Annotated in this window: 26 protein-coding genes and 1 pseudogene; 15 read left to right on the top strand and 12 right to left on the bottom strand. The window is 66.5% G+C overall.

The window, feature by feature from the left end; genetic code table 11:
• Together AAG816_RS16720 and AAG816_RS16715 are read right to left on the bottom strand one after the other, a co-directional pair.
• On the bottom strand, window positions 1-537 hold a 537-nt coding region (locus tag AAG816_RS16720; RefSeq protein ID WP_341990794.1), incomplete at its 3' end, for a dienelactone hydrolase family protein.
• A 79-nt stretch (window positions 538-616) separates the two neighbouring features.
• On the bottom strand, window positions 617-1315 hold the full coding sequence (locus tag AAG816_RS16715; RefSeq protein ID WP_341990793.1) for a DNA-3-methyladenine glycosylase 2 family protein: 699 nt from the start codon (window positions 1313-1315) through the stop codon (window positions 617-619).
• A gap of 63 nt (window positions 1316-1378) precedes the next feature.
• On the opposite strand from AAG816_RS16715, the gene gluQRS reads away from it, so the two are divergent.
• Complete coding sequence (gene gluQRS / locus AAG816_RS16710) at window positions 1379-2260, top strand: tRNA glutamyl-Q(34) synthetase GluQRS (RefSeq protein WP_341990792.1); 882 nt, start codon at window positions 1379-1381, stop codon at window positions 2258-2260.
• 4 nt (window positions 2261-2264) lie between these two features.
• On the opposite strand, the gene AAG816_RS16705 is transcribed toward gluQRS, so the two are convergent.
• A complete protein-coding gene (locus AAG816_RS16705) occupies window positions 2265-3212 on the bottom strand; it encodes an AEC family transporter (RefSeq protein ID WP_341990791.1) in 948 nt (315 codons plus the stop codon).
• Window positions 3213-3232: 20 nt separating this feature from the next.
• Window positions 3233-3541, bottom strand: a complete 309-nt coding sequence (locus tag AAG816_RS16700; protein ID WP_341990790.1) for a hypothetical protein — start codon at window positions 3539-3541, stop codon at window positions 3233-3235.
• Between the two features lie 397 nt (window positions 3542-3938).
• Here AAG816_RS16700 and AAG816_RS16695 point away from each other — a divergent pair, with 397 nt between their 5' ends.
• Window positions 3939-4148, top strand: coding sequence for a hypothetical protein (locus AAG816_RS16695; protein WP_341990789.1), 210 nt, complete (start codon window positions 3939-3941; stop codon window positions 4146-4148).
• 53 nt (window positions 4149-4201) lie between these two features.
• Window positions 4202-4801 carry an SCO family protein gene (locus tag AAG816_RS16690; RefSeq protein ID WP_341990788.1) on the top strand — a complete coding sequence of 200 codons (600 nt, stop codon included), beginning with the start codon at window positions 4202-4204 and terminating at the stop codon, window positions 4799-4801.
• Here the strand turns inward: AAG816_RS16690 and AAG816_RS16685 are convergent.
• The gene (locus AAG816_RS16685; RefSeq protein WP_341990787.1) at window positions 4746-6659 is read right to left on the bottom strand and encodes a glycosyltransferase; all 1914 of its coding nucleotides are present in this window, start codon (window positions 6657-6659) and stop codon (window positions 4746-4748) included. The genes AAG816_RS16690 and AAG816_RS16685 overlap by 56 nt on opposite strands.
• Window positions 6660-7069: 410 nt before the next feature.
• On the opposite strand from AAG816_RS16685, the gene AAG816_RS16680 reads away from it, so the two are divergent.
• The 3 genes from AAG816_RS16680 to AAG816_RS16670 all read left to right on the top strand — a co-directional run bounded on the left by AAG816_RS16680 (window position 7070) and on the right by AAG816_RS16670 (window position 10569).
• A complete protein-coding gene (locus AAG816_RS16680; RefSeq protein WP_341990786.1) occupies window positions 7070-7912 on the top strand; it encodes a transporter substrate-binding domain-containing protein in 843 nt (280 codons plus the stop codon).
• Between the two features lie 138 nt (window positions 7913-8050).
• Window positions 8051-8668, top strand: a complete 618-nt coding sequence (locus AAG816_RS16675; protein WP_341990785.1) for a hypothetical protein — start codon at window positions 8051-8053, stop codon at window positions 8666-8668.
• Window positions 8669-8913: 245 nt separating this feature from the next.
• On the top strand, window positions 8914-10569 hold the full coding sequence (locus tag AAG816_RS16670) for a lysine--tRNA ligase (protein ID WP_341990784.1): 1656 nt from the start codon (window positions 8914-8916) through the stop codon (window positions 10567-10569).
• Between the two features lie 13 nt (window positions 10570-10582).
• Here AAG816_RS16670 and AAG816_RS16665 read toward each other — a convergent pair whose 3' ends face one another.
• Both AAG816_RS16665 and AAG816_RS16660 read right to left on the bottom strand, forming a co-directional pair.
• A complete protein-coding gene (locus AAG816_RS16665; RefSeq protein WP_341990783.1) occupies window positions 10583-10996 on the bottom strand; it encodes a DUF2442 domain-containing protein in 414 nt (137 codons plus the stop codon).
• Entirely contained in the window at window positions 10983-11231 is a 249-nt protein-coding gene (locus AAG816_RS16660) for a DUF4160 domain-containing protein (RefSeq protein ID WP_341990782.1), read from the bottom strand. The genes AAG816_RS16665 and AAG816_RS16660 overlap by 14 nt, the downstream gene beginning before the upstream one ends.
• 151 nt (window positions 11232-11382) lie before the next feature.
• On the opposite strand from AAG816_RS16660, the gene AAG816_RS16655 reads away from it, so the two are divergent.
• Entirely contained in the window at window positions 11383-12027 is a 645-nt protein-coding gene (locus AAG816_RS16655) for a peroxiredoxin (protein ID WP_341990781.1), read from the top strand.
• A gap of 223 nt (window positions 12028-12250) precedes the next feature.
• Here the strand turns inward: AAG816_RS16655 and AAG816_RS16650 are convergent, their stop codons facing one another.
• Window positions 12251-13912 (bottom strand): methyl-accepting chemotaxis protein, encoded by a 1662-nt coding sequence (locus AAG816_RS16650; RefSeq protein WP_341990780.1) that lies wholly within the window; start codon window positions 13910-13912, stop codon window positions 12251-12253.
• Between the two features lie 275 nt (window positions 13913-14187).
• Window positions 14188-15039 (bottom strand): hypothetical protein, encoded by an 852-nt coding sequence (locus AAG816_RS16645; RefSeq protein ID WP_341990779.1) that lies wholly within the window; start codon window positions 15037-15039, stop codon window positions 14188-14190.
• Between the two features lie 190 nt (window positions 15040-15229).
• On the opposite strand from AAG816_RS16645, the gene AAG816_RS16640 reads away from it, so the two are divergent.
• From AAG816_RS16640 to AAG816_RS16630, 3 genes are all read left to right on the top strand, one after another.
• Window positions 15230-16042 (top strand): hypothetical protein, encoded by an 813-nt coding sequence (locus AAG816_RS16640; RefSeq protein WP_341990778.1) that lies wholly within the window; start codon window positions 15230-15232, stop codon window positions 16040-16042.
• A 169-nt stretch (window positions 16043-16211) separates the two neighbouring features.
• Window positions 16212-16487 (top strand): DUF6460 domain-containing protein, encoded by a 276-nt coding sequence (locus AAG816_RS16635; RefSeq protein WP_341990777.1) that lies wholly within the window; start codon window positions 16212-16214, stop codon window positions 16485-16487.
• Between the two features lie 7 nt (window positions 16488-16494).
• Window positions 16495-17856, top strand: a complete 1362-nt coding sequence (locus AAG816_RS16630) for an MATE family efflux transporter (protein WP_341990776.1) — start codon at window positions 16495-16497, stop codon at window positions 17854-17856.
• 21 nt (window positions 17857-17877) lie between these two features.
• On the opposite strand, the gene AAG816_RS16625 is transcribed toward AAG816_RS16630, so the two are convergent.
• Entirely contained in the window at window positions 17878-18225 is a 348-nt protein-coding gene (locus AAG816_RS16625; protein ID WP_341990775.1) for a DUF952 domain-containing protein, read from the bottom strand.
• A 153-nt stretch (window positions 18226-18378) separates the two neighbouring features.
• Between AAG816_RS16625 and AAG816_RS16620 the strand changes: the two genes are divergently transcribed.
• Window positions 18379-19044 carry a helix-turn-helix transcriptional regulator gene (locus tag AAG816_RS16620; protein WP_341990774.1) on the top strand — a complete coding sequence of 222 codons (666 nt, stop codon included), beginning with the start codon at window positions 18379-18381 and terminating at the stop codon, window positions 19042-19044.
• A 72-nt stretch (window positions 19045-19116) separates the two neighbouring features.
• Here AAG816_RS16620 and AAG816_RS16615 read toward each other — a convergent pair whose 3' ends face one another.
• On the bottom strand, window positions 19117-21333 hold the full coding sequence (locus AAG816_RS16615; RefSeq protein WP_341990773.1) for a glycosyltransferase: 2217 nt from the start codon (window positions 21331-21333) through the stop codon (window positions 19117-19119).
• Between the two features lie 365 nt (window positions 21334-21698).
• Between AAG816_RS16615 and AAG816_RS16610 the strand changes: the two genes are divergently transcribed.
• The 4 genes and pseudogenes from AAG816_RS16610 to AAG816_RS16595 form a co-directional block, all read left to right on the top strand.
• Window positions 21699-22379 carry an acetyltransferase gene (locus tag AAG816_RS16610; protein ID WP_341990772.1) on the top strand — a complete coding sequence of 227 codons (681 nt, stop codon included), beginning with the start codon at window positions 21699-21701 and terminating at the stop codon, window positions 22377-22379.
• 234 nt (window positions 22380-22613) lie between these two features.
• Window positions 22614-22838 carry an AbrB/MazE/SpoVT family DNA-binding domain-containing protein gene (locus tag AAG816_RS16605; RefSeq protein WP_341990771.1) on the top strand — a complete coding sequence of 75 codons (225 nt, stop codon included), beginning with the start codon at window positions 22614-22616 and terminating at the stop codon, window positions 22836-22838.
• Window positions 22839-23231, top strand: a complete 393-nt coding sequence (locus AAG816_RS16600) for a type II toxin-antitoxin system death-on-curing family toxin (protein WP_341990770.1) — start codon at window positions 22839-22841, stop codon at window positions 23229-23231. It begins immediately after the preceding gene.
• A pseudogene (locus tag AAG816_RS16595) lies at window positions 23230-23424 on the top strand (S24 family peptidase); the annotation flags it as partial. The gene AAG816_RS16600 and the pseudogene AAG816_RS16595, both read left to right, overlap by 2 nt.
• A gap of 79 nt (window positions 23425-23503) precedes the next feature.
• Here AAG816_RS16595 and AAG816_RS16590 read toward each other — a convergent pair.
• On the bottom strand, window positions 23504-24895 hold the full coding sequence (locus tag AAG816_RS16590) for a hypothetical protein (RefSeq protein ID WP_341990769.1): 1392 nt from the start codon (window positions 24893-24895) through the stop codon (window positions 23504-23506).
• Window positions 24896-24973: the final 78 nt, after the last annotated feature.

Here is a 24973-nt window from a genome sequence, read left to right as displayed (position 1 = left end):
CAGCGCCGCGCCCGATGAGAACATGGCGTCGACCGGGATCAGGTCGTCCTCGCTGCCGTGCATCAGCAGCACCGGCACGGGCGCGCGGTCGGTGGCGCCGCCTTGCACCGGCGGGAACACGCCGGAGCAGCCCACCACCGCCCCCAGCGCGCGCGGCGCACTCACCGCCACGGCCAGCGCCATCATGGCGCCCTGGCTGAAGCCGAACAGCGCCAGCCGCTCCCACGGCAGCGACAGCCGCGCCAGCTCCTGGGCCAGGAATTGCCCCAGGCCGGGCAGGGCCGCGGCGGTTCCGCGCACCAGTTCCTGCGGGTCGTCCAGGGCCAGGGGAAACCATTGCCGGCCCATGGGCGCCTGGCCGCACGGCTCCGGCGCATGCGGGGCGATGAAGGCCGCGCCGGGCAGCAGGTCCGCCCAGGCGGCGCCGATGTCGATCAGATCGCGGCCATCGGCGCCATAGCCGTGCAGCAATACGACCAGCGCATCGGCGGGTCCGCCCGAGCGGGGGGCAAGGCGAGGGCCATCGATCAGGGGCATGAGCAGATCCGGTGGGAGGAGGGCGCGGCCCTGGTTGGCCCGACCCAATCAGGCCGGAGGCGGCGACGCAAGGCGTTCCTCAGGTCGGGGCGCCCAGGCGCGCCCGGCGCACGCCATAATAGGCCCACAGCAATTGCGCGGCGACGCCGCGATAGGGCCGCCAGTCCTCGGCGATGGCCGCCAGCCCTATGGCCGTGGCCCGGCCGGGCAGGCCGAAGGCGTCACCGGCGGCCACCTGCAGGGCGAGATCCCCATGGGGGAAGGCGTCGCTGCGCCCCAGGCAGAACAAGAGATAGATGTCGGCGGTCCACAGGCCGATGCCCGGCAGCCGGGTGAGATAGGCAGCGGCGGCGTCCGCTTCCATGGTCTCCACGGCGGCCAGATCCACCGTGCCGTCGGCCAGGGCACGGGCGATGCCGGTGAGGGTACGGACCTTGCCGGCGGAGAGGCCCGCCGCGCGCAGATCGGCCACATCCGCCGCCAGCAGGGTCTCCACCGTGGGCGGGCCGCCCAAGGCAGTGTCGAGGCGGGCGGAAATGGCGCGGGCCGCCGCGACCGAGAGCTGCTGGGCCACCACCACCGCCGTCAGGCCGGCGAAATCCGGGGCGCGGCGCCGCAGGGTCAGCGGTCCGGTGAGGGCGGCCAAGGGCGGCAGGCGGTCGTCCAGGGTGAGCAGCGCCGCCAGCGCGCGGTCGAACGCCGCCTGGTCGGCCAGATGCACTTCGCGGTGTCCGTCCACACCCAAGCCCGCTGCAAGGCTTTCACTCCTCTGCGCCATCTCGCCTCCCTCGCGAACCGGCCCGTGGCATGCGATGACTGGCGGGCCAATGACGGGTCTGCCATGAGCATTGTCTGCCGCTTCGCCCCGAGCCCCAACGGCAATCTGCATTTGGGCCATGCCTATTCGGCCCTGGTGAATCACGCCGCGGCGCGTGAGGCCGCCGGCACGTTCCTGTTGCGCATCGAGGATATCGACGCCACCCGATCCCGCCCGGACTTCATCCGCGCCATTGCCGATGACCTGGACTGGCTGGGCATCCTGCCGCCCGCGCCGCCCCGCCTCCAGAGCGCACACTTTTCCGCTTATGCCGCGGCGCTTGCCCATCTGGAGCGGGAAGGCCTGCTCTATCCGGCGTTCGAGACCCGCGGCGAGATCGCCCGCGCGGTGCTGGCCAAGGAAGCAGACGGCCAATCCTGGCCGCGCGATCCCGACGGCGCCCCGCTCTCTCCGTTTCCCCGCGAGGCGATGCCCGACAGCGCCCGCCGCCGCCGCCGGGAGGCGGGCGAGCCCTATGCGCTGCGGCTCGACATGGCGCGGGCCTGCACGCTGGTTGGCGAGACGCTGACGTGGCGCGAAGCGATCGGCGGCCCGTTGCAGCCGCCGCAGATCATCACCGCCGAGCCCGCCCGCTGGGGCGATGTGGTGCTGGCGCGCAAGGAGGTGCCGGCCAGCTATCATGTGGCGGTGGTGGTGGATGATGCGGTGCAGGCCATCAGCCATGTGATCCGCGGTCAGGATCTTTATGCCGCCACCGCGGTCCACCGCCTGTTGCAGACTTTGTTGGGCCTGCCGGAGCCGATCTATCACCACCACCGGCTGGTGCGCGATGGCGACGGCCGCAAACTGTCCAAGAGCACCGGGGCGGCCAGCCTTGCGGCGTTGCGCGCGGCGGGTGCCAGCCGGGCGCAGGTGCTGGAACTGGTCGCCCGCAATCTGGCCTGAGGCCTCAGCCGACGCCGAGGATGTAGAGCCAGAAGGTGATGGTGATCAGCCCCAGCCCGGTGGAGAGCGACACCGCGCTGGAACTGGTCCCCACCCCCGCCCCATAGCGCTGCGCCAGCAGATAGGCATTGATGCCGCACGGCATGGCCGCGAACAGCACCGCCACCCCGGCCCACACCGGCGGCATGGGCAGGATGCGGGTCAGCCCCAGCACCAGGAGGGGGTGCACCACCAGTTTCAGGCCGCAGATCACCATGGTGGGCCGCAGATCCCCCGAGACGCCGTAGCGCTTCAGCGCCAGGCCCAGCGAGATCAGGGCGCACGGGGTGGCGGAGGCGGCCATCATGTCGAGGATCTGCTTGGCGACGCCGCTGGCCTGGAAGCCGAACACCCGCGCCAGCCCGCCCGCATAGATGCCCAGCAGGATTGGGTTGAAGGCCAGCGAGCGGAACAGGCGCTTGGCGGTGGCGAGGGACAGGCCGTTGCCGCCTTCCACCATCAAGGTGGCGGCCACCAGCATGATGGGCAGATGCACGGCGATCAGCAGGAACAACGGCACCGCGCCGGCTTCGCCATAGGCTTTCAGGATCAGCGGCACGCCCACGAACACGGTGTTGGCCTGACCGGCGGAGAAGCCGTGGATCACCGCCTCGATATGGCTGCGCTTGAACACTTTGGCGGCCATGAAGCTGGCGATGCCGAACACCGCGAACGCGCCGGTGAAGTAAGCGATCCAATAGCCCCAGGGCTGGGCGTCGGGCAGCTGGCTTTCGCTCAGGGTCTTGAAGATCAGGATCGGGACGGCGAGGCTGAACACATATTCCGCCAGCCCGTCGGACGCGGTCTCACTGACCAACTTGGTGCGGGCGGCCAGATAGCCGAGGCCGATGACGCCGAACACCGGCAGCACGATGATCGCCAGGTCGGCCAGGAGGCCGGCCATGTTCCCCATGCTGCCCATTCTTCGATGCCTCAGGCGGCCGCAGTGAGCGGCGCTTTTCCGTGCTGGAGGGCGGGGCTGGCCAGGGCCATGGCGACGTCCGACACCGACACCATGGCGCGCAGCCGGTTCTCCAACCGGATGGCCAGATCCGGTCCGGCGGTGAACACCAGTTCCACCGCCAGGACATCATCCAGATGGGCCACATCGATGCGGTGGGGCAGCACGTCGTGGATCACGAACGGCTCCAGCAGGCGCAGCAGGACATTGGCATCGGCGGCTGCTTCGACAACGAGGCGATAGACGGCAACGCCGGAGGGCGCGCAGGACAGGTCAGACATGGCAGAAAATCCGGAAAGCGAGACGGGAGATGCGATTCAGCGTGCCCGGCCGACCTGGTCGACCGGGCGGAGAATTCGCAGGCTGGCCCGAAGGGCGCGCCGGATCTCGGAGCCGGAGATAAACATGGGCAAAGTGTTAGGCGCGACCTGTGGCGGCGTCAACGCCCGTTTGGCCCGAAGGGCGCGGGCGCGCGTGTCCGTGCAAGCTCGCGGCAAGGTGTTTGGGGTGGGCGGCCGCGTGCGCTAGACTGGTTCCACGTCGGTGGTCGCCCCGGCCCGCACGCACCGGGCCGGGCCACCGCGCGAGGCGGAAAGGCGAGGCGGAGCAACAGCTTGTTCCCCTTGCGGTGGTATCGTTGCAGGCGCTTCTCGCGCCCGGCCGGGGAGGATGCGGACCATGGCAGCGCGCCCTCAGGGCATCCGGATCCCCGCGGTGACAGACACCGCCCCGCGGCTTGCGCATGGCGGGACGCTGCGGCGTGTGGGGATCGCAGGGCTCGGGGCATTGGCCGTGCTGCTGGTGGGCGGCGGCGTGCTGCTGTGGATGCGCCATGGCGTCGCGATCTTCTTCGATACGGTGGCGGCCGGCCTCGCGACGTGCTTTTGAATCTGCCCCGCTCCGGCTGCTGCCGGCGGGCCCGTCACGGAAACACTTGATCCATGCCTCCTTTGTCGTCGCGCACCAAGATCATCGCCTTGTTTTGCGCCTTCGCCGCCGGCGCCCTGCTGCTGGTGGTCGCCGTCACCGCTCTGATGCCGGAGCGTCCCGGCGTGAACACCGCCTCTTTGGTGGGCGGGCCGTTCAAGCTGGTGGATCAGGACGGCGCGCCGGTGACCGAGGCGGCGTTCAAGGACAAGCCGACCCTGCTGTTCTTCGGCTTCACCCATTGTCCGGACGTGTGCCCCACCGCGCTGTTCGAGATGTCGGAGATCTTCACCGCGCTCGGGCCGGATGCGGACAAGGCGCGGGCGGTGTTCGTCACCGTGGATCCGGAGCGCGACACGCCGGAGCTGATGAAATCCTACGTCTCCAGCTTCGCGCCGCAGATCCGCGGCTATACCGGCACGCCGGAGCAGATCGACGTGATCAAGAAGGCCTACCGGGTCTATTCCCGCAAGGTGCCTTTGGCCGATGGCGACTACACCATGGACCATACCGCCGTGGTCTATCTGCTGGACAAGTCCGGCACCTTCGTCATGCCGTTCAACACGAAGCGGCCGCCGGCCGAGGCTGCGGCGGAACTGAAGCGCTATCTGTGAGCGGCCGCCGCCGCCCGAGCCCGTGCTCGGTCTTCTGCCACCAGTGCGGCCGTGTCACCAATTGCACCAGGGCCAGCCATGCGGCCATGGACATGAGCAGCCAATAGACCGGCACGCTGACCAGCACCGCGGCCAGATTCAGGCGCCCGCGGCGTTTCAGGCCCAGCCCGCAGGCCAGCGCCGCCGCCAGATAGCCCGCCCCGAGATTGGTGAAGGAGAGCGCCAGGACGGCGACCCCCAGCGCATTGCCCGCCGGGGTCAGGAACACGCCGCGCGCCACATCCACCGCCAGCACCAGCAGGCACAGCGGATGCAGCAAGGCCGAGGCGAACGGACCGACCGTGAGCAGCCCCAGCGCAACCACCTGAAGCCAGCCCAATTGCGCCACTAAGGCGCGCGGGGCGCGGGCGTGCACCAGGATGGTCTGCGCCCAGCCCTTGAGCCAGCGGGTGCGCTGGCCCATCCAGGCGGCCAGCGAGATCGGCGCTTCCTCCTCCGTCGATGAGGCGATCACCGCTGTGCCCCAGCCGGCGCGGGCCAGTCGCACCCCGAGGTCGGCATCCTCGGTGACATTGTAGGGATCCCACGCCCCCACCGCCTCCAGCACGTCGCGGCGAAAATGGTTGGAGGTGCCGCCCAGCAGGATCGGCAGGCCGAGGCTGGCCAGAGCCGGCAGCAGCACATCGAACTGGCCGGCATATTCGGCGGCGAAATGCCGGCTGATCCAGCTGTCGCCGGCATTCTCCACCCACAGCCGGGCCTGGACGCAGGCCACCGCCGGCCCGGCGCCGCGAAAGGCGGCGAGCGCGCAGCGCAACTGGTCGGGGGCGGGCACGTCCTCGGCGTCATAGACCGCGATGTAGCTGCCGCGCGCGAACGGCAAGGCGGCATTGAGCGCCTTGGGTTTGGTGCGCGGGCCGATGGCCGGGGCCACCACCACTTCGAACCAGGGCGGCAGCCGCATCCGCGCCAGCCGTCCATGCATGGGCCGATCGTCGGGCTCGATCACCAGCTTGATGTCCAGTTTCTCGGGCGGATAGTCGAGCCGGCGCAGGGCCGCCACCAGCCGGGGCAGCACCCGTGCCTCCCGGTAGAGCGGGACGATGATGGTGTAGATGGGCAATTGCGCATCGGTCAGCCCCAGCGGTCCCTCCTGCGTGGGGGCGATGAAGCAGGCGCCGATGCGCAGCGCCGCATGGCTGAGGAAGATCGCCGACAGCAGCGCCTGGAGGATCAGGACGGTGGCGGCGGGCAGCACCACCAAGGCTGCCACCAGGCCGGCGGCCACCATGGCCGCCAGAAGCCACAGCCGCAGCGACGGCGTCAGGCCGGCGGCGGAGAGGTGCGGATGCCGCTGCTTGAGGCCGAACGCCGCTGCCGCGCCCAGGGCCGCACCGGCGTGGCGGGCCAGATAAGCGTGCAGGTGCTCCGGCGTGACCAGCCGCGCCCGGGCCGCGAGGTCGGGATCGCGGCTCAGCGCCCGCGCCAGGCGCCGCGCGGTGTGGCCCCGGGCGGCGAAGCTGTAGCGGGGCGGGCCGTCGCCGTCGCTCTCCTGGAGGGTCCGCAGCCGCAGGATCGCCGGCGCCAGGGCGAGGGGGCCCTGCGGCGGCACCAGCAGCGGATCGGTGGTGAGGCCCAGATGGGCCGCCAGATGGTCGCAGGCGGCGGCCGGCGAGATCCGGCCGGCGCAGATCAGCGCCTCGTCGCCCCCGACCCCCACCGCCTTGGCCCGGCGGTGCGCCCAGGCCAGGGCCTCCGCCGGCACATGGCCCCGCAGCGCCTCCAATTCGATCGGCAGCGGCGCCGGGGCGGGTGCGTCGATGGCGCGCGGGACGGGGCGGGCGGCGGGCGGGGCCATGTCCCGTACGGTCGGGCGCGGATGAGGGGGCTGTGGCGGGGTGTCTGGGGGCAGCGGCGCTATCGCCGGGCGGCTCGAGGCGGGCTGGGGCGGAGCATGCCGGCCGATGGCCGCCTTTGGGGCCGCCTTTGCGGCGGCTTTGGCATCGGCTTGGGCGTCTGCCTTGGGGGGCTCGCGCAGCGCCGGGATCGGCGGGGCCGCGATTCCTGTTATGGCGGCTCTTGTTATGGCGGCGCCCGGCGGGGCAGCGCAGGTCACCTGCTTGCGGTCACGCCTCGCCTCGCCCACCATGACCCGCTCCGACCGGAGACCCGATGAGATTTGATGGTAGTATGGCACATATATCGCCGCTAGATTTTTCTCCATTGGCGTGGGCGCGCGTTGCCCGGATCAGTGCCGGGCGCCTGTGCGTGGTCGCTCTGGTGCTGGCGCTCACGGCCCTTGCCCGCGTGGCGCCGGTGCAGGCGCAAGGCACCACGGCCGCCGGCCCGGTGGTGCCCAGCTTCTGGAACGCCGCCCGCCGCCTGGAGCGGCCCGACACCGCGCGCCTGCCCGCCACCGTCCGCTTCCTGACCACCGACGATTATCCTCCCTTCAATTTCAACGGTCCCGATGGCGGGCTGATGGGGTTCAACGTGGATTTGGCGCGGGCGGTGTGCGCCGAGCTGGCGCTGACCTGCACCATCCAGCCGGTGGCGTTCGACACGCTGCTGGAGGCGTTGGAGCAGAACAAGGCCGATGCGGTGATCGCCGGCGTCGCCGCCACCCCGGCCAATCGGGCGCGGGTGGATTTCTCCGAGCATTATCTCGGCACCCCGGCCCGCTTCGCCGGACGCGCCACGCTCCAGATGCGCGGCGCGACGCCGGGCGAGGTGGCGTCCAAGAGCGTCGCGGTGGTGGCGGGCACGGCGCATGAGGCCTATCTGCGGGCCTTCTTCAACGAGGCCGCCATCCGCACCTATGGCGATGCCGCCGCCACCCGCGCCGCGCTGATGGCAGGCGAGGTGGACCTCGTCTTCGGCGACGGCATCGGCCTGTCGCTGTGGCTGAACGGCACCCAGGCCAATGGCTGCTGCCGATTCATCGGCGGCCCGTTCACCGAGAGCCGCTATTTCGGCGACGGCCTGACGGTGGCGGTGAAGGCCGGCAACGATCCGCTGCGCCGGGCCATCGACTATGCCCTGCAGCGGGTGTGGGAGAAGGGCGTTTATACCGATCTCTATCTGCGCTGGTTTCCCGTGGGCTTCTACTGAGGCGCCAGGGAGTAAGGCGCGAAATATCTGCCGTTGGGGCAGCATCCCTGTCGCGCAATCGTGTGTGGCGCGCTGCCCCGGCCGCGCAAAGATGGGCCGCCGCGCATCCCGTCGCGCCGCATCTGCCTGGAGATCCGCATGCTTCTGCGCCGGCTCGCATTTCTCGCCTGTGCCCTGCTCGCCGCCACCCCGGTTCTGGCGCAGGGCGCCCCCGGCCCCACTGTGCGGGGCGTCGTTGCGGCGGTGGATGGCCCCATGCTCACCGTCACCACCCGCGCCGGGGCGAGCGTGAAGGTGAAGCTGGCGGAGGCGACCACGGTGACGGGCCTGGCGCGCATCACGCTGGCGGACATGCCCCCCGACGCTTATGTGGGCGTCGCCGCCGTGCCCCAGGCCGGGGCGCCGGCAGGCGCGCCGGAGCGGGCGGTGTCGATCCATGTGTTTCCCGCCGCCCAGCGCGGCGCCGGAGAGGGCACACGGCCCTATGACGTGGCGCCCAATGCCAGCATGACCAATGGCGCGCTCTCCCAGAAACTGGTGGCGAAGGACGGGCAATTGCTGACCATCGCCTTCAAGGGCGGCGAGAAGCAGGTGCTGGTGACATCGGACACGTCCCTGGTGAGCTTCGAGCCGGGCACCCGCGCCGAACTGACGCCCGGCGCCCAGGTGCTGCTGCGCACCACGCTCGGGGCCGATGGCGGCGCCGAGGCATCGCGCGTGCTGGTGGGCCGCAACGGCGTGGTGCCGGCGCTCTGATCTCCGCGCGCCCGTCGCCAATCGGAAGCGGGCGCCCGGTCGCGCCTTTATCCGGCGAAAAGCTTCAATTCTCGGCATACATGGACTAGAGCAGGGGCGCGCGGCGGCGTGGCCCGGCCATGCCTGCGCGCATCCCGACGCGACCTCGGCCGCGCGTGTGTCCTGCGCACGCCGCCACCGGGAGAGACCGCGCTGCACCACAGGATGCGCCCGCATGGGCGGGCGCCCCTGACCGGAGACCTGTCATGACCACCGCGCCCGCCCCGATCGACCCGACCGCCACCGAACTGCGCACGTTTGCGGAAACCGCGGGCGCCTGGCCGTTCGAGGAGGCGCGCAAGATCGTCGAGCGGCTCAAGCGCAAGCCCAAGGACGAGGTGCTGTTCGAGACCGGCTACGGCCCCTCGGGCCTGCCGCACATCGGCACCTTCGGCGAAGTGGCGCGCACCACCATGGTGCGCCATGCCTTCCGCGTGCTGACCGAGGACAAGATCAAGACCCGCCTGTTGTGCTTCTCCGACGACATGGACGGCATGCGCAAGATCCCGGAAAATGTGCCGGACCGCGCCGCGCTGGAGCCGTTTCTCCAGATGCCGCTCACCTCGGTGCCCAATCCGTTCGACGGCGATTACGCCAGCTTCGGCGACCACAACAACACCATGCTGCGGCGCTTCCTCGATACCTTCGGGTTCGACTACGAATTCGCCAGCGCCACCGAATACTACAAGTCCGGCAAGCTGGACGCGGTGCTGCTGAAGGCGGCGGAAAAGTATGACGCCATCATGGGCGTGATGCTGCCGACCCTGGGCGAAGAGCGCCAGGCCACCTACAGCCCGTTCCTGCCGATCTCGCCGGTGAGCGGGCGGGTGCTCTATGTGCCGCTGAAGGCGGTGGACGCCAAGGCCGGCACCATCACCTTCACCGACGAGGACGGGGTGGACAAGACCGTCCCGGTCACCGGCGGCCAGGTGAAGCTGCAGTGGAAGCCGGACTTCGGCGCCCGCTGGGCGGCGCTGGGGGTTGATTTCGAGATGTTCGGCAAGGACCACCAGACCAACGCCCCGGTCTATGACAAGATCTGCGAGATCTTGGGCGGCACCGCGCCGGAGCATTATGTCTATGAGCTGTTCCTGGATGAGAACGGCCAGAAGATCTCCAAGTCCAAGGGCAACGGCCTGACCATCGACGAGTGGCTGACCTATGCCAGCCCGGAGAGCCTGGCGCTGTACATGTTCCAGTCGCCGCGCTCGGCCAAGAAGCTGCATTTCGACGTCATCCCCAAGGCGGTGGACGAGTATTTCAGCTTCCTCGCCCGCTATCCCACGCAGGACTGGAAGCTGCGCCTGGGCAATCCGGTGTGGCACATCCATGCGGGCGAGCCGCCGGTCATCGACATGCCGGTGTCCTTCACCATGCTGCTCAACCTCGCCTCCGCGTCGAATACCGAGGATAAGAGCGTGCTGTGGGGCTTCCTGGGCCGCCATGTGGAGGGTATCTCGCCGCAGACGCACCCCAAGCTCGATGAGCTGGTGGGCTATGCGGTGAAGTATTTCAACGATTTCGTGAAGCCCAACAAGGTGTTCCGCGCCCCCGACGAGGTGGAGAGCGCCGCCCTGGAAGCGCTGGACGCGGCGCTGGCCGCCTTGCCGGCGTCGCCCACGGCGGAAGACGTGCAGAACGCGCTCTATGACGTCGCCCGGCCGATCCCGCGCTATCAGGACCTCAAGGCCAAGGGCGCGACGCCCGAGCGGCCGGGGGTGTCGGTGGAGTGGTTCAACGCGCTCTACCAGACCCTGATCGGCCAGGATCGCGGCCCGCGCTTCGGCTCGTTCGTGGCCATCTACGGCGTGGCGGAAACGCGGGCGCTGATCAAGGCGGCGCTGGACGGCGCGCACGTCTAGCACCGACGAAGGCTCAGCCGGTCGCGATCTTGCGCGGCCGGCCGCCTTTGCGGCCGTTCGCGCGGGAACTGGCGGTTTTCGCGGCAGTCCGGGCGCGTCCGCCCATGCTGCCCAGTTGCTGCGCCATCCAGCGCTTCGAGCCGAAGATCCCTTGCAGCAGGGCCGGCACGTAGAGGTCGGCATCCAATTTCGGCCAGTGCAGGCCGAGCCCGGCGGGGCTGATCTCGATCTGGCTGAGATCGTCTTTCGATGCCCCCGACAGGCCTTCCACCAGCGCGACCGGAATGGTGATCTCCACGCCTGAACTGAGCCGCACCACGAGGCGTGATGTGCGGTGAACAAAGCGGGCGCTGACGGCGCGTGTGGCCTCCTGAGCGATGGCCATGCGCCGTTCGGCTTCGGCAAATGCCTCTTCAGTGATCGCCATGGATCGCCCTCCAGTCCTCACATAGTTTTGCGACGGCGGCATCCAACGCGCTCTTGATGCGACCGGCATCGGGCCGGCCGAAGCCATAGACCTCGCGCAGTTCGCTCGGCCCTTCCGGGCAATGCAGGAGAAACACCGCCTCGCCGCCGGTCCCGATGACATGCACATGCGCGGGCCGGTGATCGTTGGGATAGATCACCACGCGCAGACCTTCGAGACGCAGGACCGTCGGCATTGATCCACTATACCAAAACCTAAGCGGTTCGGATAGGGCTGCGACCGAACCGCCATGTGGTCCGCGCCCCTCGCTCTGCCCTTCCAAACTTCACCCCTAGAATGTATGATAAAAAATAGTTACGGCTTATTTTTGTTATTTGGAGGGGTCCATGACCTTGCGCCTGGGGGACATCGTTCCCGACTTCACCGCCGAGACCACCGAAGGCCCGGTTCATTTCCATGAATGGCTGGGCAACAGCTGGGGCATCCTGTTCTCGCATCCCAAGAACTTCACCCCGGTCTGCACCACCGAGCTGGGGCAGGTGGCGCATCTCAAGGGCGAGTTCGACAAGCGCAACGTCAAGGTCATCGGCCTGTCGGTGGATACGCTGGCCAACCATCCCGACTGGGTGGCGGACATCAAGGATGCCACCGGCGCCCAGCTCAATTTTCCGCTGATCGCCGATAGCGACAAGACTGTCTCCGGCCTCTACGACCTGATCCATCCCAATGCCAGTGACACCGCCACCGTGCGCTCGGTGTTCGTGATCGGGCCGGACAAGAAGCTGAAGCTTTCCCTCACCTATCCCGCCAGCACCGGCCGCAATTTCCAGGAGATTTTGCGGGTGGTGGATTCGCTCCAGCTCACCGCCGCCCATTCGGTGGCGACCCCGGTGGATTGGAAGCCCGGCGAAGACGTCATCATCGTCCCCTCGGTCTCGGACGAAGCCGCCAAGGAGAAGTTCCCGGCCGGCTGGAAGACGGTGAAGCCCTATCTGCGCATCGTCGCCCAGCCCGGCGCCACGCAGGACTGACCTCGGCCTTCTCTGGCCTCGACCTGCGCTGACCTCGACCTTCGCTGATCTGGGCCGCCACGGGCGGACGCCGCCGATCCGACCACGCCACATCCATGGCGCCCCGCTCCCGCAGGGCGCCATGGCTGTTTCAGAGGGCTGGAACGGCGCGCCGTGGGGGGCGGGCAAACAGGAAAGGGCCGCCGGATTGCCCGACGGCCCTTGTTCACGCGGTCGGTTCGGCTCAGGCGGCGTCGAGATCGCGCACGAAGGTCTCCACCACCGTGCCGAGGTCGATGGCCTGGCCCGACAGGCTCTGCGACAGCGACAGCAACTGCTGCGACGCCGCGCCGGTGATCTGGGCGGAACGGTCCACCCCGCCGATATTCTCCGTCACATGCTGGGTGCCGGTGGCGGCCAATTGGCAGTTCACGGCGATTTCGCCGGTCGCCGCGCCCTGTTCCTCCACCGCGCTGGCGATGGACGAGGAAATGGACTTGATATTGCTGACCATGCGCACAATTTCGCCCATGGACGTCACGGTGCCGTTGGTGGCGTGCTGGATTTCGTTGATCTTCTCCGAGATGTCTGTGGTGGCCTTGGCGGTCTGCGCCGCCAGTTCCTTCACCTCGGAGGCCACCACGGCGAAGCCCCGGCCCGCATCGCCCGCCCGCGCCGCCTCGATGGTGGCATTCAGCGCCAGCAGGTTGGTCTGATCGGCGATGCCCTTGATCAGGCTGAGCACGTCGCCGATGGCGGTGGCGGCGTGGCTGAGGTCGGCGATGCGCACGTTGGAGGATTCCGCTTCCTTGAAGGCCACGTCGGCCACATCCGCCGAATGGCTGACCTGCTGGGTGATCTCGCGCACCGATGCGGCCAGTTCCTCGGAGGACGCGGCGACCGTCTGCACATTGGTGGCCGCCGTTTCCGCCGCATGCGCCACGGATTGGGCCTGACGCGCGGTTTCCTCGGCGGTGGACGAGAGGTTGCGGGCCGAATCCGCCACCTCATTGGAGGAGCGGGCAAAGCCGGACGCCAGGTCCTGCATGCGGCTCACGAAGGCCTGGGCGAGCGACTGGCGGCGCGCAATCAGCCGATGCTCGTCCGCCACCCGCGCGGCCTGCGCGTCGCGGGCCACATGGGCCTCATGCAGGACACCGCGGAGCGTTTCCACCGATTGGGCCATGGCGCCGATCTCATCGCCGCGCGCCAGATGCGGCACCGTGACGGCCGTTTCGCCCTTCGCCAGGGTGCCGATCACGCCGGAGATATCCTGGACGGGGGTGGCGATGGCGCGCGACAGCAGCCAGGAGAACAGGGCGCTCAGCAGCACGATGAGCCCGGACGTCACCATCAGGATGGTGTTGGATGTGCCGACCCGGCTGTAGACGTCAGCGGTGATGCCATCATTCAGGGCCACCATGTATTTCTGCACCTTGGCACTGGTGCCGGCATAGACGACCGCATCCTGATCCACGGCCTTGAGGATGGCGGCCATGTCCGGATCCTGTGCGGTCAGCCCCTTGGCCTTCAGCTCGTTCATCCGCACGGAATCATTCCGGAACGCCACCAGGGAGTTCATATAATCGTCCAGCAGGCCAAGGCCTTCCGCCGGCAGCGGCGCGGCGCGGACGCGGTTATAGACCGTCTTCAACTGCTCGAACGCATCATCCCGGCGCGGGATATAGCTCTCGTCTCCGGTGCCGAGATAGCCCAGCGACATCACGCGCACCTGGCGGATCCACAGCAGCGTGTCCTTCACGCCCAGCAGCGCGTCGCCGACCCTGTCCGACTGGCGCATGGTGGTTTCCACTTGGCGGCTCGACACCACCACCCACGCCACATTCGCCAGCAACAGGGCGGCGAGAAGTCCGAAGCACGCGAGCAATTTGCTCCGGATGCTCATGCGATTAATCATCATACCAATCCAGAAATGAGGAATGCCCCGTTCGGGCGGTATTGGCTTCAAGGCTTTCGCCGGGCTTGCACCGGACGGGCGAAAATCATTGAAATCCATGATGATATCGCAGGTCTGCCATGCGGACGGCCCTCATCGAGGGGGAGCCCGCACGGGGGCGGCGGCGGCGGGCATCCTTCCAGTCTCAAGGGTGAGAGGCGTGTCCCTCTCACCCAAGCGGGGGCGGGAGATCTGCGGAGCTCAGGACCGGCCGTGCGGACCGGTCAGCGCGACCGGAAACGCCAGATCTGGACGCCGTGTGCCAGCCGTCGCACCAGCCGCCGCGCGTCCGCCACCATTCGGGCCGGACCGGCGGACGGGCGCGGCGCGCCAAAAGTGGGCGCCGACGTGAGCTGGGGCAGGTTCTGTTCGAACGCCATGGCCGCATAGAAGGCCGCATAGCGGGCGAGAAAGATCTCCTGCATCGCCGGGTCCATGGTCAGATAGCGACGTGGCACGCCCATATTGAACTGGCCGATCATGCCGCTGGCGGCAAATGGCGCCATCACCCGCTGCGGGTCGACGCTGACGCCGAGGTGGTCGGCCACAGCCGTGACCACCGCTGCGGTGTCGAAGCAGATCTGGTTGTAGGTGAAGACCTTGACCGTCTTCACCTGCGCCCAGCGCTGGAACACGGCAAGCTGGGCATCGAGGGACGGCAAGGTCTCAAGCACGGTGTGCAGTTCGGAGAAAGCCTCTTCTCCGTCACGGCGCGCGCGCCGGCCGTGATCCACCATGGACAAGGCGATTTCGCGCGGGTCGCGGATGCTGGCGCTGGCCAGGATCTCGCCGGCGGCGATGCGTGCCGCCACGCCTGGGTCGAGGTCGCCATGGGTCTTGAGCACCACGGGCCGTCCGTGTGCCGCGGACGCCACCTGGTCCAGCAGGTTCGGCGTGATGGTGTCGTAGTAGTTCGACAGGTCCAGGACACCGTGGGACGGTGAGCGGCTGAAGCCGAGACCGGACGCAGAAAAGATCTCTTCAGTCAGTTGGTAGAGAAACGTGCTGGCCGACTTGGTCACGCCATAACAAATATAAATCATTGGCCGCCCCTGCCAGGTCGAGCCTGCCACCACGCCTGCATTCTCGTTAGGGAAAGGTGGGGGGTCAAGCGGTGCTTGCGCGCCCGGCCCCTGGGCGAGGGGTGCGCGGCGGCGGGCGCGCGGGGGTGTCCCCGCCCGCCTTGCGGTTTTTGGCTGGCCTTGACACCTCCCCCGCTGCTCCTAAGTTGTGCCGCTTCATGCCCCGGCCGGGCCAAGGGTGACGATGATCTATATTTCCTATGGCGTGACCAAGTCGGCCAGCACGTTTCTCTACCAGATGACCGAGGAAATACTCAGCCTGTCCGGCAAAGACTTCGTGCGCATACAGCCGAAGGGGGTGCGGAAGCTCGAGAATTACTATGACGTGATCACCGGCCCGTTCCTGGATCGCGTCGCCGACACTGTGGGCAACCGCAACGTCGTTCTGAAGACCCATGGCGCCCTGCGGCCGGAGGTGGCTGCGCGCATTGCCGCCGGCGAGGTCCTGGCCAGCGCCAGCATCCGGGATCCCCGCGAGATCGCGCTGTCGATGATCGACAACGGCGTGCGCGCCCGCGCCGTGGGGCTGATGCCGTTTGCGGAGATCCACACCGCGCAGGACACGTTCATGTCCATCGACAACCAGATGGATTATTTCCAGGCCTGGGCCGCCGTGCCGGGGGTCGAAGTCTTCACCTACAACCAGATCTGCTTCGATGCCGCCGCCACCGTGGCGCGCGTGGCGGACCAGCTGGGCGTGCGCGTGGATCCGCAGCGGGTGCTGGCGCCCTTTTCCAGCAAGGGCATGATCGGCCAGTTCAATGTCGGCAAGGCGCAGCGCTATCAGGACATGGACGCCGCGACGCAGGCGCTGTTCCTGGAGCGCTATGCGGCGCTTTATGCCCGCCTCGACGTCAATGGCCTGCCGGCCCAGGCAGAGCCTGCGGCGGGCAGCGCGCGGCCGCGCGGCTTTTTGGTGCATCGGTTCGACAATGCCCGCCGGTTCCTGCGCCGCCTGCGCACCGCCCGTGGCATCTTCATCGTCGAGCCGGACTGAGGCCGGCGTGCCGCTCCCGCCCGCTGGCGGACCGTGCTAAAGATTGCCCGAGAAAAGCGGAACCCGGTTTTCCCGAAAAGGCAAACGCCTACAAAGACTTTAGCGTCTGTGCGGTTCAATCGGAACCGCACAGACGCTAAAGCCGGCGGGGGCACATAAAGGACCAGACATGGCAGACGGCAATTCCCAGATCTCCCGCTTTCTCGGCGGCTCCCCGGTCTCGGTGCTGCTGCGCCTCGTCCTGCTCTCGGTGGTGGTGGGGGTGATCCTGGCCGCTTTGGGGCTGGACCCGGCCAATCTGCTGGGCTCGCTGCGCCGGTTCGTGGAATCCATCTTCTCGCTGGGCTTCGACACCGTGGAGCGGCTGTGGCGCTATTTCCTCTTGGGGGCGGTGATCGTGATCCCGCTGTGGCTGGTGCTGCGCCTGCTGCGCATGGGGCGCTGAACCGGCCATGACCAAGCCGGCGATGAGCGGCGCCGCGCCGAGCGAAGGTCCGGGACAGGCCCTGGCGGTGACGCACAAGAGCGTGCTGGCCATCGCCGTGCCCATGACCCTCTCGCACCTGACCACCCCCTTGCTGGGGCTGGTGGCCACCGCGGTCATCGGCCGGCTGGGGGATGCGGCGGCGCTGGGCGGGGTGGCGCTGGGCGCGGTGGTGTTCGATTTCCTGTTCTGGGGCTTCGGCTTTCTGCGCATGGGCACCGTGGGCCTTGCCGCCCAGGCAATCGGCCGGCGCGACCGGGTGGAGGAGCGCGCGGTGCTGGTGCGCTCGGTGCTGATGGCGCTGGCCTGCGGCCTCGCCTTGCTGGTGCTGCAAAAGCCCATCGGCTGGCTGGTGCATGAGCTGGCCGGCGCCAGCCCGGCGGTGGATCAGGCGCTGTCGGCTTATTATGGCGTGCGCATCTGGGCCGCGCCCATGAGTCTGGCCAATTACGCCGTGCTGGGCTGGCTCACCGGCATCGGCCGCACCGGCCATGCTTTGGCGCTGCAGGCGGGCATCAATGCCCTGAACATCGGCCTGTGCGTGCTGTTCGTGCTGGGCTGGGATCTGGGGGTGGCGGGCGCCGCGCAGGCCACCGTCTGGGCGGAGGCCGCCGGCACGCTGGCGGGGGCGATGATGTGCGCCCGGCTGCTGGGCTTCCGGCTCGATCTGCCTCGCGCGGTGGTGTTCGACCGCGCCCGGCTGGTGGAAACCCTGGCGCTCAATCGCGACATCATGATCCGCACCGCGGCGCTGCTGGGGGCGTTCAGCTTCTTTGCCGCCCAGGGCGCGCGGGCGGGCGACACGGTGCTGGCGGCCAATGCGCTGCTCAACACCATGGTGCTGCTGTCGGTCTATTTCCTCGACGGCTTCGCCACCGCCGCCGAGCAATTGTGCGGCGCCGCCGCCGGCGCCCGCGACCGCGCCGCCTTCGGCACGGCGCTGCGGCTGGTGCTGATCTGGGGCTATGGCTTCGCGGTGCTGGCGGTGGGCTTCTTCTTCCTGGCCGGGCCGAGCGTGCTTGGCGCCATGAGCACCAATCCCGCCGTGGTGGCGGAGGCGGTGGCCTATCTGCCGTTCGCCGCGCTGCTGCCGCTGGCCGGGGTGGCGGCTTATGCCTTCGACGGCATCTATGTGGGGGCGCTGTGGTCGCGGGACATGCGCAACCTGATGATCGCCGCTCTGGCGATCTACCTCGGCACCTGGGCGGCGCTGCGGCCGTTCGGCAATGCCGGGCTGTGGACCGCGCTGCTGGTGTTTTTGCTGGCGCGCGGCGTGTTGCAGGCGGTGCGCATGCCGGCGCTGCTGCGGCGCACGTTTCGCCCGGCCTGAGGCGTCAGTCCGGCAGGCGGTTCAATCCAACGGAAAGCTGTGGCTGCCGTCGGCATTCAGCGGCAGCGGCCGCACCCAGAGCGCGGCCGAGACCGGCAGCGGCCCGTAGAGATGGGGAAACAGCGCCCCGCCGCGGGAGGGCTCCCACTTCAATTGCGCCAAAGTGGCGGCATCCACCGCCACCAGCAGCAGATCCTCCTGGCCGGCGAAATGCTTGGCGGCGGTCTCGCGCACCTGTTCCAAGGCCGAGAAGTGGATATAGCCGTCGGCCACATCCACCGGGGCGCCCTCGAATTGGCCGGCGGCGATAGCGGCCTCCCACAGGGGCCGGGGGCAGATCTTGTAGATGAGGCAGCGCGATGCGGTCATGAGGCCGGTTTAGACCATGCGCCCGAAAAGGGGAATCCGGTTTTCTTCGGCCGCCGGCGACGGGCGCAGCGGCCCTCGCGGACTTGATTCCTGGACAAATCCGCCGCAAAGCCTTATTTTCCTAGTTAATTCCGCACCCATCAGCAGGCGCTCATGCTCACGCACGGCCAGATCTGGACCGCCATCGACCGCTTGGCCGCGGCCCATGGGCTGTCCGCCTCGGGCCTGGCCAAGCGCGCGGGGCTGGATTCCACCGCCTTCAACCGCTCCAAGCGGGTGACGGCGGACGGCCATACCCGCTGGCCCTCCACCGAGAGCATCGCCAAGATCCTGGCCGCCACCGGCGCCGGGGTGGAGGATTTCATGGCCCTGCTGGGCGTTCCCGGCGGCACGCACGGCGGCTTCGCCGAGGAGGCACCCCCGCCGCCGCGCGCCCGCGCCATTCCCCACATTGGTCTGGCCCAAGCGGGCAAGGGCGGCTTCTTCGACGATGCCGGCTTTCCGGTGGGCGGCGGCTGGGACGAGATATTGTTTCCCGAGGTGGAGGACGAGCATGCCTATGCGCTGGAGATTTCCGGCGACAGCATGCGCCCGGTCTACCGCCCCGGTGACATCGTGGTGGTGTCGCCCGCCGCCTCGCTGCGCAAGGGCGACCGGGTGATCGTGAAGACCCGCGAGGGAGAAGTCCTGGCCAAGGAACTGGTTCGCCGCACCACCCGCGCGGTGGACCTGCGCTCCCTGAACCCGGAGTATGAAGACCGCTCGCTCAGCGCGGCGGAGGTGCTGTGGATCGCGCGGATCATCTGGGCGAGCCAGTGAGGGCCGGCGCGACGCGCGGAGGCCGCCCCCTCGACGGCGATCTCAGCACCAGGCCTTGCGGCCCCGCCCCGGTCAGATCACCTGCATCGCGAACACCGCCACCCCCAGAACGCGATGATCCGTGGTTTCTGGCGCGAACGTCACCGGCATCGCGGCCTGCGGCACGCTGATCATCAGGGTCATGAGGCCGCGCGCCGGATCGCGGCGCGTGGTGATCGGCACGGTCACGCGCCTGGATTCGCCGGCGATCAGCGTCGCCTCCACGGGCGGGGCGAAATCCAGCGAGAGGAAGATCGACTGCCGGTCGATATAGGGCAGGCCCGCCAGCGTCACGACCAGCGCCTGCGCCTCCGGGTCGGGAATGCGCAGGACGATGACTGCCCGCCCGCTGGTCCACACCATCGTGTTGTCCTGGCGATGCATGCCGGCCCAGCGGCACAGGACCTGATCCATCTGCGACGTCGGGCATTCCACACCGCGCTGCAAGGTGAGGATGGGCGGCACCGTTGGAATGTGGGTCTGCCCCTGTGATCCGCCCGGTGCTTTGGGCGAGGGGGCGGCGTGGGTCCCGGTGAGGCGGTTGCGCAGCCGGATCCACTCCTCGGCTTGCGTCATATAGTCGGCACGCCAGCGGGTTTCGATCGCGGCCGCGCGGTCGGGATCGAGCTTGCCGTGCGCCTGCAGCCAGGCGACGTCGCGCAGGCGCTGCGCGCGGGTCATGAGGATGATGGCGGCCAGATGCTCCTGCGCCGCCGGGTCCGGATTGAACGATCCGATCATGCGGTGGCTGTTGTGCGCATGCTGGCGCCAGCCGACCAGCGGGCGCCCCAGATAATGCTGGCTTCCCAGGAGCACCGCCCGGAAGCCGGTCAAAAGATCGAGGCCATAGGCGCAAAGCTCCGGATCGAGCGGTGCGAAATCCTCGATGATCGAGCGGTGCCAGGCGGATGAGGCGCCAAGCCAATAGGGCTTGTGCTGCTGGTCCGCCAGCGCCACGGCATCGTTGAGTACCGCGTCCGGCAATTGGACATCCAGCAGGCCGATCGGCAGGCCGCTCTCGCTCAGCAGCACCGCATTGGTGGTCACCAGCCGGCAATCGGGGTGGGCGGCAAAATGACCGATGATGGTGTCGAGGCGGCCGGGCAGGGCGATGTCGTCGCTGTCCGCCTGAATGAGCAGCGGCGCCCGCGCCAGGGACACCACGGCGGGCAGCATGCCGTGACCGATGGCAGTGCTGTTGCGCATCACGGTCGCCGCCACCTCGGGCCGGCCGGCCAGCCGGTCCAGTGCCGCGCCGAGGCTGCCGTCCTCGGAGCCGTCGTCCACCAGCAGCAGTTCCACGTCCGGCCGCCATTGGGCGATGAGGCTGTCGATCTCCTCGCCGATCCAATGGGCGTGATTGCGGACCGGGATGAACACCGTCGCCGCGAAGCTGGCGCGCGGCGCGGCGGGGGGCGGAGGCAGGACCCATTCCCGCCGCGGCGCGGGCTCCGCCCACCGGTCGATGGACGCGGCGATCTCGTCCTCGGAATAATAGGCGCACACGTCCGGATGGGCGTAGATCGCCTCCAGCGCCGCGCGCGGCAGCCGGAAGCACCGCTGCAGGGCGCGATAGATGTCGCCGGTCGGCTTGTCCATGCCGGTATTGTCGTGGGGGAGAGCGACATCCACGCCGGGAAAAAGCTCCGCCAGGCCGGCCTCGATGGCCGCCGGCGCGCTCTCGTGCCGGAACAGCAGCAGGCGCAGGTTGTCCTGGGTCTGGATCGCATAGCCCTTGGCGCGATCGAAGGGATGCGCCCGCAGATCGAACCCGAACGCCTGATGGATCTCCGCCTCGAACCAGGAAAATGGCGCGCGGATCATCAGTTCCAGGAAGGCGCGGATCGGGTCGTCGTTGGGCGTGTCGCGCAGCCAGAGGTCGGCCACGCGCGCGGCGATGGCCTGCGCGCTCGCCTCCACCGATGGACCGAGGCAATCGGCGAAGGCCGCGTCCAGATTCTGCATCGCCACGGAGAGGGAGCGGGTGATGGGATCGCGCACGCCGCTGATGAGCGTGATCGTCTCTCCGCTCGCGCGGGCCTGGGCCAGCCGCGCGCGGATCGGCCCATTGTCGAACGAGAGGCGCAGGCCGGTGGTGTCGGTGGGGGCTGCGGCGACGAACCGCTCCAGCGGGTCGAGAATCCACGCTTCCAGGCCATGACTGCGAAAGACGTCACCGGGGAAACGGTTCGTCAGCAGATGGTGCAGTGAAGTGGTGCAGACCTTGGCGTAGGTAAGGATCAGGATCACGATTTATCTTTTCACCAAAGATATTTTCTTTTTGGGTCGGCTTATTGGAAAATCAGACCATTTTGATGGTTTTACGGGCGCTTTGATTTTTGGAGACGGAATTGATCGCTTGTAACATCGGGGAATTTCATAAATATGTCATTCTTGCTTCTTTGGGTAGGTGTGGCCCATCGATTCGCTTTTAGGTTGCCATGAAAGTCGCGGGTCTGTCGATCTTCGGACGTGTGCGGAGGCTCCCATCCCACCTTCGGGAGCGGGCCCAGGCAGCGGCTGGCATGCAAAGGCGCATGGTGACCCGCTCTCCCCCGGGGGGGCGCGTGCCTCCGGCGCGTATCTGATGTGTGCGTTGTGTTTCGAGAAGCCCCATGACTGTTCCCCTGATCGCCCCATTGTCTCCCGCGGCCCCGGATGGGCTGATGCTGGTGGGTGGGGGTCGAAATGCCCGCAACCTCATCTGCATTTTCGAAACCGCAGGGGTTTCGGTCCGGGGGATCGTGGATGATCGCCCCGCGGGCGCCGTGCTCGGGCATGCGGTGGACGTCATTGCCAGTCTGGATGGCGCGAGCCTTGATGCCTTTCTCACCATCGCCGATCCCGACGCTGCCGCGCAGATCCGCGAGCGGCCCGCCCTGCGCAACTGCCGGTGGCCGCGATTCATTCATCCGTCATCGGTGGTTTCTTCGCACGCTCAGATCGGCGAGGGCTGCTATGTGGGGCCGTTCGCCATCCTGACCGACATCGTCCTCGGACCGCACGTCCATCTGTTCGCGCACAATGTTCTCGGGTCCCGGGTATCGGTGGGTGCGTTCACGGTCATCCTGCCCCACGCCACGGTGGCCAGCGACGTGCGGATCGGCAAGCGCTGCATGATCGGCATGGGCGCGCGCATCCATGCGGGCGTCACCATCGGCGATGACTGCCGGATCGGCGTCAACGCCGTGGTGCGGCGCGATATGCCGGACCGGTCGCTGGCGGTGTCGCAACATGGGACGCGGGTGAAGACCCGGATGTCGTTCGCCAAGGGCAAGAGCGCGGCGAAGACGTGATCGGTGAGACCCGCGCGGGCGAGGTTCGGGTGAGAGAGCGGGTTCGCCGCACCACCCGCGCGGTGGACTTGCGCGCGCGGAGCCCGGAGTATGCGGACCGCTCGCTGGCGGTGGCGGAGGTGGGGTGGATCGCGCGGATTATTTGGGCGTGCCAGTGAGGGGTTGCTGGGCGCTAAGATGTTATTACATTCGTAGGTACGGCGCCCATTGGCCCGGTGATGAGGGAGGGCGCCCATGGTCGCGCTGAAGCTGTCGAAGGTGGGCAATTCCATCGGCGCCGTGTTGCCGAAAGAAGTTTTGGCGCGCTTGAAGGTTGGGCAGGGCGATACGCTCTATCTCACGGAGACGCCCGATGGGTATCGCCTGACCCCCTATGAGCCGGAATTCGAGGCGCAAATGGAGGAAGCCCGCAAGATCATGAAGGCCCGCCGCAACGTCCTGCGCGAACTGGCGAAGTAAGTGGACGAGCCGCGCTGGATCGCCAAAGCCGTCGTGCTGGCGATCCACGATGAGCAATTGGCCGAGCATGGCGGCGGACAGGGCCTGCGGGATGATGGCTTGCTTGAGGCGGCGCTCAACCGGCCCCGCCACCTCTTCCATTATGGCAATCCCGATATCGCGGATCTGGCCGCCGCTTATGCTTTCGGATTGGCGATGAACCATCCCTTCGTGGACGGCAACAAGCGCACGTCTTTTGTGGTGACCGAGCTGTTCCTGGCGCTCAATGGGTTTGCGCTGGGGCTGGACGATGCAGCGGCGGTGAGCACATGGCTGGCGCTGGCGGCTGGGGAGCTTTCGGAGGAGGGGCTGACGGTGCGGATTCGTGGGGCGTTGCTGGGCATGGCGGGATAGCCCGGTCGCCGTGGTGCGCCTCGGCGACCGGGTGATCGTGAAGACCCGCGAGGGCGAAGTCCTGGCGAAAGAACTGGTCCGCCGCACCACCCGCGCCGTGGATTTGCGTTCCCTGAACCCGGAATATGAAGACCGCTCGCTCAGCGCGGCGGAGGTGCTGTGGATCGCTAGGATTATCTGGGCGAGCCAGTGAGCGAGTATATCGATATTTTGTGCACTTTTTTAATGATAGTCCCCGCTTATTAATCTGTTTTATTCCTGGTTTCGAAATATTATTTTGAATTACATTCGTATTTATTTATAAATGTAGATAATTTTAGAATTTTAGTTGGATCTTCATTCATTGAAATAAGTCGTTCCCAGTTTTTTGTGCTGTCTATTGGTGAATAATCATAATTCATGCATTTTTTTATGTCTGCTATTTCTGCTGATGTTAGCATGCCTTTAGCTCTATCAATTAGGAGGAATGCAGAAAAAATCTTGGTCGAAAAATTTTTATATATTTCTTTTTTCTCAAAATTCTCGACCAAATCGCTTTGAGAGCGGGTAAGCATAGCGAGTAATTCTATTGCATCTCGGTTGATGAATCCTGGCCAGGGATCGATCGTAGATAGGATTTTAAAAAAATTTGCGTCGAGTTTTGTATTTGAAATTTCGTCTATAAAATTCTTTGCCTTCTCGAAAATAATGTATTGGATGAATTTATTTTTCATTCCATCATCTAGGCATCGAAGGTAATAATTAGCTGATATAATAAAAAGTTCCTTGTTCTCGAATTTTGAATTCGATAGTTTTTCGCGCGATATTTGTCCTTCAAGAATAGTTGTTCCGTTTTTGTAAGCGTTTAAAATTATATCGCAATTTTCATACTTTTTAGCTAAAGTGCTGTTCGTCATCCATGCATATTCTGTTACTTTTTCACGGCTTTCATTTAGAGGCGGCCATTTCAATGGTGGTCTATGATCCGCTAGTTTTGATAATGCAATCGCTGCCATGCGCATTTTCGAAGATAGTTCTGGCGGAAGGGTTCGATTAGTTGCATTTTCCAAATTGAATGCCCACCATCCCAATGCTGGAAGTATGTGGGTGTCAGATATTGAATTTACGTCAGGGAATGAGCGATTTTTTGTTTCTTTTAGACTTAAATGTGTCCGAATTGCCTCAACCTCACCTGGTTCTGCTAACGTGTCAGTTATCACTATGTCGGCAGCATCGTTGCCGCGCATAGCGCCGATAATGACAATTTGTGCGTGGCGGTCACTCGCTAGCGAGCGCCCGCGATCAAGTGCTTTGCTTACACTCTCGCGTGTTGCATCAGGCCCGTCGCTCAAGGGCACTGTTTTACAGGAGGTCAGTGTCGGCAGTCCTGTTCGGAACTTTATCTGGTCCGCCAGTTCCTGGGCGGCCTCGCGACCACCTTTCCCGGAGAAGGCCGCAACAAATATAGATGGAAGTTCTCCATCGTAGCTCTTTTCAAGAAACCGGCTTTGGATAAACGTGCAAAAAGAATCATCCGGATTAAGCTCAAATTTATCAATAAGCCCAGTTAGATGAGCAGTAATGATCGTCGCAGCTATGCCGGATACGCCGCCGATAAACCATTTAAAAAACGTTCTTAAGAGCTTTGCTAATGTGCTTGCGTTTCCTGCATCTGAGTCACTCATGGTCAGGCTCAGCATTTGAGAAGCGATGATTGGATTGTAATAGAGATCCAATCGAAGGAAACAAAAACATCCAATCGA

It is taken from the genome of Azorhizobium sp. AG788 (assembly GCF_943371865.1).
Lineage (GTDB): Bacteria > Pseudomonadota > Alphaproteobacteria > Rhizobiales > Xanthobacteraceae > Azorhizobium.
This window is presented reverse-complemented; position numbering and strand designations above follow the sequence as displayed.